Source organism: Streptococcus sp. DD04, from assembly GCF_001578725.1.
Classification (GTDB): domain Bacteria; phylum Bacillota; class Bacilli; order Lactobacillales; family Streptococcaceae; genus Streptococcus; species Streptococcus sinensis.
In genome coordinates this window covers 205,769-219,820 of sequence record NZ_KQ968976.1, presented here as the reverse complement: position 1 = coordinate 219,820, position 14,052 = coordinate 205,769, and the positions used below count along the sequence as shown (strand labels likewise).

The window sequence follows — 14,052 nt, the reverse complement described above, 5'->3', positions numbered from 1 at the left end:
CTAATCTTTTCGATAATAAGCAAAAAAACAAAATTATTTGTGATATTACAAATGGATTTCGTTCGTTTCCTATCTTTACCTATATGTTGTCAAACTATGTATCTAAGGTCTTGAATTGGAAGGCAGAGTTTGAAGTGTTTTATGGTATGTTTGAGGATAAAACATACCCAGGCAAGACACCGATCGTCAATCTTAATAGCGTAGATAATCTAATGGCATGGATCAATGCAGCTAATGAATTTCGTTCCTATGCAAGTGTCAAAACTCTTCTGGAACTATTAGATAAAAGGGCTAATGATCCGAACTACGAAAACCTAAGAGAAACCTTCAACCAGTTTGAGTATGGAACAAATCGTAATGATCTTTACCATTTACACCAATCAATTACACGCTTGGCGAAAGATACTAGTCTTTTACAAGGAATTGGGGATCCAGCAGTAACATTTATAAGGGATGAAATTGCGAAAGATTTAGGAGTGCATTTCAAGGAATCTTTATCTATTTCAAAAGATGAAGAAAAAATGAAACGCCTTGCCTACTTTCAATTTGAACTAGGAAAATGGTACGCCAGACAAGGACGTATTGGCCAAGCAGCTGTGACAACACAAGAAGCTTTAGTAACACTATTAATGTGGTTAGTAAATAATGATATCAAAGAAGATGATTTATTTAAATATGAGTTTAGAAATTATTTTAAGAATACTGTCATAGGAACTATGGATTCCAAAACTTATAAACCGATAAAAAAAGCTGAAGCACGTGTTAGAACAGAAATCCGCAATACCTTTTCTCATTGTAATTTCAACATATCTGGAGATATAGACAATTTACAGGGAAAAATAACACAGCAAGAGAGTTATTTAATTAAGCTTCAAGAAGAGATTGAGAAGCTACTAAGCAACGATGAATCTGTTAAAAATCTTGTAGCTGATATTAAAAAGCGTCTAGCAAATCTGTTTTCGAAATCTAAAGTTTTTTTTGAAGCACTAAATTTTACTTCTAGAGATGATTGAGAGGATTAAGAAATGCCAAATGAAATTAGAATTACAAACTTCAGAGATTTTGTCGAAAAAGTTCAAAAGCTAGAAGCGGATACCTATCGTCATCGATATGTTTTTCGTGGAGAAGGAAAATATACTGGCTTTGAAAAATGGAAGCTCACCCCCAAGATTTTTCGTCAGATGAAAGATAGTTGCGGAGATAAACAAATTTATCGGGAAAGTGATCTAATTGATGCTGTTATAAGTCGCTATCCAAATATTTTTAAAGAATGTAAAAGTAATCTAGAAATTTTACTCCTCATGCAACACTATGGTTTGCCAACAAGACTCTTAGATATTAGTTTTAATCCCTATATCGCTTTATTTTTTGCCTTGTCTGGGGACTCCAGCATAAAGGAACACTATGTCTATGTTATTGATACAGAAAAGATTAATGAAGAGAATAATAAATCTGAATCTAAGCTGGGAGCAAGACAGAATAAAGGCTGGGATGCTCAAAAAAGTGCTTTTGACAATACCGTTGCTGTTATAGCTGCATTATCAAGATTATCTACAGCAGAACAGGATGAAATTAAAAATTTAAAAAATAACTATGAAGCTATGAAGAAAGAGCTTCAAAAATTTGTAGAGGGTAATTCATCAATCAAACCAAGCACTTATACGAATTTGATGAACTTTATAAACAGCAAAAGAAATAATATAGATCCAATTCCTTATATTAATAATTATAAAAATATGCAAGCGGCCTTTAATGCTAAAACATTAAATAAAGAAGCGTGGGATTTAATCCTCATAGATGTCCTAAATTCTGTTATTGAGAATTATGATGTTATGAAAAATCTAGCTAATAAAACCAAGTATTATAATCCCGGATTTGATCAAAAGATAAAATTTGAAGATTTAGATAATGATTACATTATTCGTCCTCATTTTTCGAATGATCGCATTAAAAATCAAAATGGGGGATTTTTGCTATTAAATGCTCTAGATAGATCAAACAATAATAATGTACCAGAGAAATACATAGATACCGTGTGGATAATAGATTTGGAAAATGAAGATGATAGAGCTTCCGAAGTATCTCGTCAGGAATTTTTAGAGCAGTTACGCTACATGGGGATTGATCAGAGTTTTGTTTATCCTGAATTAGAAAATTTTATTTGTACAGATTATCTTGAAGTAGTAGATAGTACTTTAAACAATGTAAAAGGAGAGTAGTATGACACAGTGTATTGCAATTTATGATATTAGTGGTATTCAGAGCTTCATATTCTCGACAAATAAGCTACGTGAAATGGTAGGCGGATCGAAAATTGTACACAAGATACTGTTTGAACTACTACCTAAAAAATTAGGATATGATAACGATAATTGGGAAAATGAAGATTTTTCAAAAGAAATCCCTCAAGTACGTTCTGGAAATGTTATTTACATTGGTGGTGGTAATGCTCTTGTACTGTACGAGAATGAAAAAAGTTATCAATCAGTAACTATTGAATTACAAAAAGAAGTTTTTGAACTTTCTGGTGGAGGTATCCGTCTTTGCCATGCCAAAATTGAAATAGACTATTTAGATCAAAAGGGAAGCTTTGTAGAAAAAATTCAAAAACCATTAATGCAAGCTCTAACAACCTACAAACAAAACACAGCTCCAATTCAGACTGCTCGCGGTTTTGCATTTGGTGCTCAGGATAATGAAACTAAAGAGCCGATAGTATCAGTTCCAACATCGAAAGACAGTTCTTGCAAGTATGCTAGTTATGGTCGATTTAAAAAAAATAAAATATTTTATTCAACGAGAGATGAAGACAAAAGCAGTGAGGGAATTAGCCAATATAGCGAGGGAATTAGCCAATATTATGCGGATAATTTTGAGCAGTTTCGAGACGAGGAGGAAAAAAGTTTTGTTGCTGTGATCCACATTGATGGAAACACAATGGGAAAACAGATAATTGATTTTGCAAATAAAAATCAAGAAGAAGAAGAGACATTATTTGAACAACTGAAAGCAATGCGTGAGCTCTCTAAAGAAATTAGCAAAATATACAGAGATACTTTAGATAACACAGTTAATGAGATATTCAAAAAAGAAATTGACACTGAAAAAGCTTACAGGGAAGCTCAGGAATTGACTAAGAGTATACCATATCGAGAAATCATCTCAGATGGAGACGATATTACTGTCATTATCAAATCAAATAAGGCCTTACAATTTTGTGATTTATTTGTGAAAACATTAGAAAAGGAAAAAGAAGGTGGAAACTATTCTCATCTCAAAGATTTTCATATTTCTGTTGGGATAGGTATTGCCTTTGTTCACGATAAATTCCCTTTCAGCACGGCTTATGACATAGCAGAACAGCTATGTAAGAATGCTAAAAAACGAGGATTAGAATATCCGTTTAGTAAAAATAATATAGATGTTACTCATTCGAGCATGGATTTTCAAATTATCAAAAGTGGCATGACTACAGACATAAAAAATTTCCGTGCCTCTAATTACTATTTGGAAAAAAATAATCAAGAGCCCAAATGCTTATTAAGAAGACCATATTTGTATATAAAAGAAAATGTTCCTAAAGAATATACTTATACAAATTTTATAGATACCTATGAGGAATTAGTCAATCTCGGAATTGCTAATAATAAACTTAAAGCTTTGCAACACGCCTACGCAACGAGTGAGATGGAAATTGATTATGTGATACAAATGATTAAGGCTAGGAAAAAGTGTGAGTTGCAACCTTGGATGGGAAATAAAGCGACATATTTTGATATCTTAGATGTTTGGGATTATTTAAAAGGGGGGCAAATAGATGAAAATCTTACAACTGACGATTGAGTTAAAATCTGACATGTGCTGTGGTACAGGTACAGGTGATGGTGTCCAATTTGATACAGTTTCTGCTTATAATGATTATGGATTGCCCTACATTCCAGCTAAACGTCTGAAGGGGTTGCTGCGAGAACAAGCAGAATTTCTGATAGCTTGTGATCCTGAAAATAAGAATTTTGTTGAAATATTGTTTGGAAAAGGTGAACAGGCTGGTGCTCTCATCGTCAATAACGCAGAGATTAAAAATGTGAGCAATCTAAAAGAGGATTTAGATAAGCTTTTTAAGAGTCAGCCGTCCTTATATAATCCGTCCGCGGTTGCTGAGTATTATACAGTAGCTAGACACGCTACTCAAATGAAAAATGGTGTTGCTAAACCCAAATCTTTACGAACAATTGGAGCCGTACCAAGTGGCACAATATTTGAAGCGACACTATACTTAGATGATAGTTCAAGTAGTGAAAAAGTAGAATTTTTGAGAAAATGTGCCAAGCTTCTTCGGCACATCGGACTCAATCGTACAAGAGGTTATGGGGAAGCCGTTTGTACTTTAGAGGAACAGGAAAATGGTTTGAAGGAATATACCAATGATTCACATGGAGGACGTCAAACATCTACTATTTTTCGTTACAATATTAGCTTGGAGACAGATTTAGTCTCAGAGAAAGATTATATTACGGGTACAGCTTTGCAAGGCTGGTTTGCTGGTAGAATTGAACAGAAAAATATTCAAGAGTTACTTACTAAAGTAAAATTTAGTAACGCTTATCCTTGCATAGATGACAAGTTTTTTTACCCAATGCCTTTAAGTTATATCAATGTGAAGAATGAAGAGGAAATTTACTCTCAAGCAGATGGTTATAGAAGATGTGAAGGGAAGCAATACACCAAAAAAACAGGTTTTGCTTATTTTGGTTATGAAAAGTCCAAAGAGGGTACGAATATTCTGTCTTATAATTCTTATGAAATGCAAAAGAGCATTAGTTACCATGTTACAACAAAAGGAGATAATGACCTTTTCACTCTTCCTTTATTGAAGGCTGGACAGTCTTTTGCAGGCTTTATTGAAGGCGATCAGAGCATATTAAATAAACTGAAAGAGATTCTTACCAAATATAATGGGGAAATCCGTCTGGGAGGCTCAGCTAATATTCAGTTTGGAAAATGTGTTTTGACGCTTGTACCTAACAGGAATATGGAAGGTGACTTGAATTCTAACACTAGTAAGGATGCTAGCCCATCAGGCGAAGAAACACACGTTTATATTGTCAATCTCTTATCAGATACCATTCTCTGTGATGAATATGGCTTAAATTCTGTCTCGCTAGATGTTCTAAAAAGATCCGTTGAAAAATTGTTTAATATAGATGAGGGAACTGAATCTAATAAAAGTGAGAAACCAATCATTGGTGACATCTATACAGGCACAACAACGACAGGAGGCTATAATGGTAAATGGAAGATGCCACGCCGTCGGTTTAGTGCCTTTTCAATGGGAACACAAATATGTATTGAATCAAAGATTGAGCCCAAGCGTTCTGAAGGCTTTATGGGTTTACTTCAAGCAGAAGGCTACGGACAGTACCGTATACAAAAAATTAATCCTGAGTTGTTCATTATAGGATTTAAAAAGTCTGAAAACCAAGAAAAAAAATGCAGAAGGTGAAGTTGGATTTGAACTCACTTTAGCTGGTAAAGGCTTAAAAGAGCAGATTGATTTCCATCATCTGCTTAAAGAGCTGGAAAAGTCAGCCTATGAGATAATAGAAACACAGTCCTCTCTTTTGAAAAAAACGAGTAGTTCGTCACTCATGCGACTCAATGCCGTCTATCAAAACTTAAATAGAGAGGGTGGTGAAGCTACACTTGAAGTTTTAGGCTCTGTTTTTAAAAACAGCAATGATAAAAATAACAACGAACAGAAGATTTGTGAGGCAATTCTTAAAAGGTTTAAAGAGTTTAAAATGGATGACATTGTTGACACAGACAAAAAGGTCAGAGCTTCTCTACACTATTTGCAATATATTCTAACAGCTATCAAGTTCTGGTATAAAAATAATAAGGGGAGGGAGAACTAATATGGGCGATAGTATCTATTTGTTTAAGGGGATCTTGAAAGCTGAAACTCCTTTTATGATTGGTAATGGTGACGATACTTATTCTGATATGGATTTGCTTAGGAATCATAAAAAAGAACCTTTTATACCTGGCACGGCTTTAGCAGGAGTTTGTAGAGCTTACTTAGAAAAAGATGACACTTTCAAAGGTGGGATTGCTTACTATTTTGGGCAAGGTAAGCAAGGAAAAGAAGCAACAACAGATAGGCAGAGCCGAGTGATTGTCTACGATGGACAGTTAGAAGAAACTGAGAAACTAACCACTCGTATTCGTGACTCTGTAAAGTTGGAAAATAAAGTAGCAGTTGATGAAAGTAAGTTTGATTTTGAAATTGTTGAAGCAGGAGCTGCCTTTTCCTTCCGACTAGAATTTAAAGTAGATAAGAAAAAAAAGAATGAAGTAGAGAACCTTGTAAGGGCATTGATTGCAGGTTTTCATCATGGAGAGATTCGAATCGGTGGAAAAAGCAATCGAGGATATGGCTATTTTAAACTCCTTCCCTCTCTAGATTCAGATACAGCGGGAGTACAAAGCAAATATTTTGATTTGACAGATTTACGTGAATTAACAGACTACATTGACTGGGATTGGTCAGGGGCAAATTATTCTACAGAATTATCTTTAGACGAACAAAATAAATCCAATAACTTTATATTAACACCTCTTCAGTTGCATAGTTTTCTTTTCATTCGTGATTACGCTCACAATGAGCAATATGATGAGGGGACAATTGATGCAGTCCCTCTTAAAAACAGTAAAGACGAAGTAGTGATTCCAGGTACAACTTGGGCAGGAGTCTTCCGACATCATATGGAGCGAATTTTAAATCAGTTAGATACTGATTCAATAAAAAGAATTGGTGACATTTTTCCTAAATGTGACATCAATAAAGAATCTTGGCCTAAAGCGCTTATAGACTATTTATTTGGCTATGTTCATGAGAAAAAAAGTGATAAGAATGACGGGCCTCAGGTTTCTAATAGTCAGGCTTCGCATATTTTTTTCAAAGAGAGTCATTTTGAAAAGGGAAACGTTTCAGAAATCTTAAGGACCCGAACAGCTATAGATCGCTTTACTGGTGGAGCTTCAAAAGGTTTGTTATTTAATAACAAACTAGCATATACTCAGGGGGATAGGTCTAGTTGCTATTTAGAGGTTGGCCTATCGAAAGAGTTGAAAGATGAACAAAAACAGTATGATTTTGTAAAATCCTTACTTGATGTCTGTTTTGAGGATTTACAGGAGGGATATCTAGCTGTTGGTGGTCAAACTGCAGTCGGAGGGGGAATTTTTAGAAAAGGAGAGGTGAAAGATGACGAAGTTTCAAACGATAAAGAGTAAGATAACGCCTTTACCCCAGTTTGATAGCCTATCCCTATCAGACTATACTTATGCTGTCTATTATTGGAGTGATGGAGTCGAAATAAAGGAATGCTCTTCGGAGAACAAGCTCGAAACGAGTAGAACGGGAGCCTATCTTCTAGAGCTGCGTGCTTTTAATGAAAATCAAGAACTCTATCTTATCCGAGTGGAAGATGGTGAACATGCTTATCAAGGTCGTATCAGACAAGATGAGACAGGGGATGATATTCTTATTTTCGATGAGACAGGGGATGATATTCTTATTTTCGATGAAGAACATAAGATTTGGGGAGATCCAGAGAAAAACTGTAGCGAAAATGGTAGTACCACTCTAAAAGAAGACCGTGGCATTGAAGTTACTCTGCCTATTCCTGTTGACAAAGGAGAGACTGCCTTTATCACTGTACGGAATTATTTCAATACCGCTGATGGAGACTTACAGTCAGTCGACTGGCGTTTTGTTGCTTTTAGTACAAAAGAAGCAACTCCTTACCTATCAGAAGTTAAAGGAGAAAATGATGGCTGACAATACATATAAATTTATCAATCCCTATACTTTCTTGCCTATCAAAGATGAAGCTCCTAATCGAACCAATCTGCGAAAAGGCTCCCTATCAGGAAGGATTCACTGTAAACTAAGCATAGAGTCTCCGACTTTTATCCCTAATACCAGTAAGACTTTTGAAGAAAAATTCGACAAGGATACTTTAAAAGGGCAAGATTTCTTTTCTTACCAAGACTTGAGCAAAGAAAGTCAATTTCCTTCAAATGTTCCAGAAGACCCCCGGATTCCAGGGAGTGAAATTCGGGGCATGATTCGCAATGTCTACGAACAATTAACCAATTCGTGTCTATCAGTTATTGATGAAAAAAATCTGACCCATATGCGGATCAGCTTATCCAAGGAGCCAGGATTATGGAATAGAAAAGAGAATACTTTAATTGGCTGCGAGAGAAGAAAGATTTCAAAAGCAGAAATCAAAAGCAGATACTATAAGAGTGGAGAAAGAATTTGTTATGGTAACTCCTATAAAGTAGGTCATGTGATAGTTGGAGAATACTTTTCTAAAAATAAAAAGAAATCAGAATCACTTTTCTACCCGAAAGAAATTTATCAGAAGTTTAAGCATAATGAACAAGAAATAAATTTGTATGAGGCTACTTATCAGGAAATAGAAAGCATCCCAAAAGATAGCACTGATGCATGCTTTCTTATACAGCCGAATGATATTGTAAGATTTGAAAAGGTATTGGAAGAATATGGGAAAAAGAATGCGCATAGAGATTATGCAGAAGCATATTTCAATGTAGATAAGAATCCGATACTACCAGTATTTTATACTCAAGTAGATGGTGTCCTATATATGTCCCCTGCTTGTATCACGCGTGAAGTTTTTAATCATACGATTTCGGAGATACTCCGAGACAATCATTCTGGGCACCAGCCTTGTGATGGAGCTGGCGATCAGTGGTGTCCTGCCTGTTGTCTGTTTGGTAAGATAGGGCAAGATGGAGAAGGGCATGCTCTGGCTTCACGTTTGCGTTTTTGTGATAGCGAGCCTATCAGGGAAGCGGAATTTGAAGCCCCCTTGGTTTTACCGATACTTGGTGAGCCCCACTATTCTGCGACCGAATTTTATTTACAACCTCCTAAAGATGGGAATACACGTTTTTGGAATTATGACTACCACATCAAAGGTCGTACAGCGGATACCAATATTTCGCATGCGGATCGGGAAAGCTATACTCCTCGCTTAGCGGGACGTAAGGTTTATTGGCTCGGTCAGGATACACATGCCAAGGACAAAGATAATAAAAACAATTACAAAATGCGCAATAAGGTTCGTTGTTTAACAAAAGGGAATTGTGAATTTGATATTTTTTTTGAGGATGTGACCGAAGAAGAGCTGAAGCTCTTACTCTGGTGTATAAGACTTGAACCTGATTCCGATTGCTTCCATAGGATTGGGCGTGGTAAACCATTCGGTATGGGGAAGGTTAAGATAATTGTTGAAGGGTTGGACGAAATCACTTATAGCTTAGATGAGAATCATAAGTTAAAAAGAAACATTAAGTCGGATTATGAAGGAATAAGCTACTCCGACGAACAGAAGGCTATCATGAAGCATCTTTCTAGCTATATGAAAGTGATTAATGACACCATTGACTATCCAAGGCTTGAGGAAAACGGACCAATTTACGAATGGTTTGCTAACAATAAAGGTAAGAACTTAGGAAAAGTCTATATTCGAGAAATTTTGGCTCCATATCCTGAAACGGGGGTTGTTAGTCGAGATAACTAGCTACAATAAACTGATCTTAGGTAGTCGTGAGCTATCCATGACTGGTTCTTGTTTGAATAAAAAAGACGATTGCTGATGCAATTCGTCTTTTTCGTTCTCTTGCCAATGCGCTAGCGATTATTCCTATTAGTTTCCCTTCTAGCGAAACCTACTATTTAGTTGGAGCTCTTTCTAGTGTATTTATCACTCCATAATTTCAGCCTTCTTTAAGAAAAAATTCAGTCCCGTTTAAGCAAGCGTCCCTATAATAATCCTAGCATGGTGAAGGGATGTGAGCTTGTGTACTTAAGATTTATATTACTTCATCATGTTAAAATCCATGAAAATATAAAATTTAGAAAGAAGAAAACTTTAAAATGGATATGGAAAAAATGATTGTAGTTAAGAAGAGTACCAAATGGTGGATGACCGTAGTAGCTAGTGCATCCTTAGCCGTCGGAGCGGTTGGTGGCTATGGGATTGCTGCTTTGACTCAGAGAAGTCCGCAGCAAAGCTCGGTGCAGGCTACCATGCCGCAGCAAAACAACCAAGAGGGCAAGATGCCAGGTCAAGGCGGCCAGCCTCCTCAAGGTCAGGGGCAAGGAAATGAAAATGGCATGCCGCCTCAGATGGGTGGACAAAACGGTCCCGGAGGTCAGCTCCCTCAAGAAAACGGTCAGCAGGGTGACTCGCAGCAAGAAAATAAATCAAAAAAGAAGCCATCAAATGCTGACGGTACAACAAAAGATGACAAGAGCAGTGAGACAATAGAAAATAATTCGAAAACAACAAATTCTTAAAGTATTTTCAATAAGTCATGATATAATAGAAAAAGATAGGTTAAGATAAGATGAGAAGTGCTTGTCATGTCTCTATTAAACGAAACGACATAAGCTTTTTCTAAAAAGGGAGGAACAGGATGATTAAGATTTTATTAGTAGAGGATGACCTCGGTCTGTCAAACTCAGTATTTGATTTTTTAGATGATTTTGCAGATGTTATGCAGGTCTTTGACGGTGAAGAAGGTTTATACGAGGCAGAAAGTGGCGTGTATGACCTGATTTTGCTGGACTTGATGTTGCCTGAAAAGGACGGCTTCCAAGTGCTTAAAGAATTGCGTGAAAAAGGGGTCACCACTCCTGTCCTCATCATGACTGCCAAGGAAAGTATCGATGATAAAGGCCATGGTTTTGAACTCGGTGCCGACGATTACCTGACTAAGCCTTTTTATCTGGAAGAGCTTAAAATGCGGATTCAGGCCTTGCTCAAACGTTCTGGTAAGTTTAATGAAAATACCCTGTCCTATGGCGATGTAGTGGTCAATCTTTCGACCAACTCGACCTTGGTAGACGGAAAAGAAGTGGAACTGCTGGGCAAAGAGTTTGATCTGTTGGTCTACTTCCTTCAGAATCAAAATGTCATTTTGCCTAAGACTCAAATATTTGACCGTTTATGGGGCTTTGACAGCGATACGACGATTTCTGTGGTGGAAGTCTATGTATCCAAGATTCGGAAAAAATTGAAAGGAACGACTTTTGCGAATAATCTCCAGACTCTTCGCAGCGTCGGTTACATTTTAAAGAATGCTGAATAAACTTAAAAAAACCTTTTATGCGGATGATTTTTCTTATTTCATTCGCTATTTTGGTGTATTCACCCTGATTTTCTCAGCTATGACTCTGATTATTATCCAAGTCATGCGCTCCAGTCTCTATACGACCGTTGATGATAATCTTAAAAGTTTAAGTCAAAGTCCGGCTTCTGTCGCGAGTTTGGCTTATCGGACAACAGGCCAGCAAGAGCAGGAGCCAAAGAACCTAGATCATGACCAAGCTCCTGATATCAAGATTGAGGAACCGGGCAGGGCAAATGTCAGTGCCAACACGTTTGCCATTCTTTTGGATGATGATTACCACAATTTGACGGCGCAGAACGGTTTTTTGAACTTTGATTCGGTCAAATTTAACAAGCGTTTTCTTAATCAAATCAAGCAAATTCAGCTGACCAATAGTTATGGACAGGTCGAAAGTTACCGAGCCTATCTGTTTGACATTGACCCAGATGATGAAATTGAACATGTCAAATACGCAGTGGTCATGACTAGTATCAGCCAGCTGGAGCAGACTAGCGAAAAGCATGAGAAGCTGATTGCGATTGTCATGATTAGCTTTTGGGGTATTTCATTGATTGCCAGTATTTACCTAGCACGGATGAGCGTCAAGCCTCTCTTGGACAGCATGCAGAAGCAGAAGTCTTTTGTTGAGAATGCCAGCCACGAACTGAGAACGCCTTTGGCCGTGTTGCAAAATCGTCTGGAATCTCTCTTCCGTAAGCCCGAAGCCACAATCATGGACTCCAGTGAGAATATTGCTTCCAGTCTAGAGGAAGTCCGGAATATGCGTCTACTCACGACCAACTTGCTCAATCTAGCTCGACGAGACGATGGAATCAAGCCAGAATATGGTGTAGTTACGCCCGACTTTTTCACGACGACCTTTTCTAACTATGCGATCATCGCTGAGGAAAGTGACAAGGTCTTTCGATTTGAAAATCTAGTGACAAAATCAATCACGACTGATAAGGTCTTGCTCAAGCAGCTCATGACCATCCTTTTTGATAATGCCATCAAGTACACCGAAGAAGATGGAGAGATTCATTTTATGGCTTTGGCCAGTGACCGAAGTCTGATTTTGCGAATCTCTGATAATGGGCCAGGGATTGCCGGGGACGATAAGAAAAAAGTTTTTGATCGTTTTTATCGGGTAGACAAGGCTCGAACTCGTCAGAAAGGCGGCTTTGGACTGGGACTATCTCTAGCAAAACAAATCGTAGATGCCCTGAAAGGGACTATCACAGTCAAAGACAATAAACCACGCGGAACAATTTTTGAAATCAAAGTGCCTCTAAAGTCGGATATCAGAAAGCGAATCAGCAAAGGCTGAAAAAATTTTCATTTAATTTACAATTTTGACAGATTCTGCGGTATAATAGAGGGAAGAAAATAAAGAGGTGAAGACGATGACAGCAAAAATGTTACACACTTGTTTACGGGTAGAAAATTTGGAGGCTTCTATTGCCTTTTATAAAGAGGCATTCGGTTTCAAGGAACTGCGCCGTAAAGATTTTCCAGAATACGCTTTTACCATTGTTTATCTAGGTTTGGAAGGCGATGACTATGAGCTGGAGCTGACCTATAATTATGATCACGGGCCTTATGTGATTGGAGATGGTTTTGCACATATCGCACTTAGCACACCTGATTTGGAAGGTCTGCACGCCGAGCATGCTGCCAAGGGCTATGAAGTGACTGAACCAAAAGGTCTACCGGGCAACCCGCCAAATTACTACTTTGTCAAAGACCCTGACGGCTACAAAGTTGAAGTGATTCGAGAGAAAAGTCTTTAAAAATAATTAAACTTGTATTTTAGCACTTGTAAGATACAAGTTTTTTAACATCAGAATCATTTTGTGACAAATAACTTAGGGGAAAATAGATGAAAAGACAAGATAAAAGGAAGCATACTCAAAAAAGGAGATTTTTTCTCAGTCTCCTGAATGTGTTTTTCTTAGGACTTCTTATTTTTGGTGGACTGCGAATCTATGAAATGTTTCAGGAAAGGGATTTCCAGCAAAAGGTCGCAGAAGTGATTGCAAAGGAAGAAAAAGAGCATGCTGCCAATGCCGAAAAGCAGGCTGGTAGGATTGGCAGCCATTATGTGGCAGCTTTTTATCCTCTTATGAATGGCCAGCCTTTTCAAAACGCTAAAGAGCAAATATTGCAAGATAGTCAGAGCATTACAGATGACAAGAAACAGGCTGGAAATATGACTGCCTTGACCTTTTACTACACAGAAGAAAGGTCATCTAGTCTGGCAAATACAAAAGAAATTGTTATTCAAAGGAAAGATTACGACATCATAAAGAGAACCATCAAGTCTGAGGAGGCAAGAGAAGTAGCCTCGACGTATATCAATCAAGAAGGTGCAGCAGTCACTTTGGACAAGCTGTTTCAAAATCCAGAAGCCACCAAGGAAATCTTTATAAATGAGCTGACCAGCCAGTTGACCTTTCGGCAGGTTAATGAAACAGAGCAAACAGCAGCTTTGAATGCCCTTCGAGAAATGGATATGAGTCAGTGGAACTTTCATTATGAGGCTGGCTTGTTCTCTATTCGTTTGCCCAAAGAAATTCACGGGGTGACGAGCTTGATGGTGCCACTCTCAAATTTCTACGACCAAATCCATTCTGAATATCTGCAGGGCGATGATTTGGAGGCTTATCATCAATACGAAATCAAACGGCATGAGAAAATGGTGGCTCTGACCTTTGACGATGGCCCAGACAGTAAGACCACCCCTCAGGCCTTGGAAATTCTGAAACGCTACAATGCTAAAGCGACCTTCTTTATGGTGGGACAAAATGTTGCAGCCAATCCAGAGTTGGCCAAACGTGT

At 37.6% G+C, this 14,052-nt stretch carries 12 protein-coding genes and 1 pseudogene; all 13 read left to right on the top strand.

Features of this window, described 5'->3' with window-relative positions; genetic code table 11:
• The coding region (locus STRDD04_RS01055) for a TM1812 family CRISPR-associated protein (RefSeq protein ID WP_197460059.1) at window positions 1-1,013 on the top strand (1,013 nt) is incomplete at its 5' end.
• A gap of 12 nt (window positions 1,014-1,025) precedes the next feature.
• A complete protein-coding gene (locus STRDD04_RS01050) occupies window positions 1,026-2,219 on the top strand; it encodes an FRG domain-containing protein (protein WP_062198587.1) in 1,194 nt (397 codons plus the stop codon).
• A 1-nt stretch (window position 2,220) separates the two neighbouring features.
• Entirely contained in the window at window positions 2,221-3,843 is a 1,623-nt protein-coding gene (locus STRDD04_RS01045; protein WP_062198585.1) for a Cas10/Cmr2 second palm domain-containing protein, read from the top strand.
• Window positions 3,818-5,503, top strand: coding sequence for an RAMP superfamily CRISPR-associated protein (locus STRDD04_RS01040; protein ID WP_062198584.1), 1,686 nt, complete (start codon window positions 3,818-3,820; stop codon window positions 5,501-5,503). Before STRDD04_RS01045 ends, STRDD04_RS01040 begins: the two co-directional genes overlap by 26 nt.
• Before the next feature lie 145 nt (window positions 5,504-5,648).
• Entirely contained in the window at window positions 5,649-5,915 is a 267-nt protein-coding gene (locus STRDD04_RS01035; RefSeq protein ID WP_062198582.1) for a hypothetical protein, read from the top strand.
• A 1-nt stretch (window position 5,916) separates the two neighbouring features.
• Window positions 5,917-7,296, top strand: a complete 1,380-nt coding sequence (locus tag STRDD04_RS01030; RefSeq protein ID WP_062198580.1) for an RAMP superfamily CRISPR-associated protein — start codon at window positions 5,917-5,919, stop codon at window positions 7,294-7,296.
• A complete protein-coding gene (csx19, locus tag STRDD04_RS01025) occupies window positions 7,268-7,843 on the top strand; it encodes a type III-D CRISPR-associated protein Csx19 (RefSeq protein ID WP_062198579.1) in 576 nt (191 codons plus the stop codon). Before STRDD04_RS01030 ends, csx19 begins: the two co-directional genes overlap by 29 nt.
• Entirely contained in the window at window positions 7,836-9,620 is a 1,785-nt protein-coding gene (locus tag STRDD04_RS01020; protein ID WP_062198577.1) for an RAMP superfamily CRISPR-associated protein, read from the top strand. The genes csx19 and STRDD04_RS01020 overlap by 8 nt, the downstream gene beginning before the upstream one ends.
• Window positions 9,621-9,976: 356 nt before the next feature.
• Window positions 9,977-10,399 (top strand): hypothetical protein, encoded by a 423-nt coding sequence (locus STRDD04_RS01015; RefSeq protein ID WP_062198575.1) that lies wholly within the window; start codon window positions 9,977-9,979, stop codon window positions 10,397-10,399.
• 119 nt (window positions 10,400-10,518) lie between these two features.
• Window positions 10,519-11,193 carry a response regulator transcription factor gene (locus STRDD04_RS01010; RefSeq protein ID WP_062198573.1) on the top strand — a complete coding sequence of 225 codons (675 nt, stop codon included), beginning with the start codon at window positions 10,519-10,521 and terminating at the stop codon, window positions 11,191-11,193.
• Window positions 11,183-12,541, top strand: coding sequence for a sensor histidine kinase (locus tag STRDD04_RS01005; RefSeq protein ID WP_062198571.1), 1,359 nt, complete (start codon window positions 11,183-11,185; stop codon window positions 12,539-12,541). The genes STRDD04_RS01010 and STRDD04_RS01005 overlap by 11 nt, the downstream gene beginning before the upstream one ends.
• 76 nt (window positions 12,542-12,617) lie before the next feature.
• Entirely contained in the window at window positions 12,618-13,004 is a 387-nt protein-coding gene (gloA, locus tag STRDD04_RS01000; RefSeq protein ID WP_062198569.1) for a lactoylglutathione lyase, read from the top strand.
• An 89-nt stretch (window positions 13,005-13,093) separates the two neighbouring features.
• Window positions 13,094-14,052, top strand: a pseudogene (locus tag STRDD04_RS00995) (polysaccharide deacetylase family protein); the annotation flags it as partial.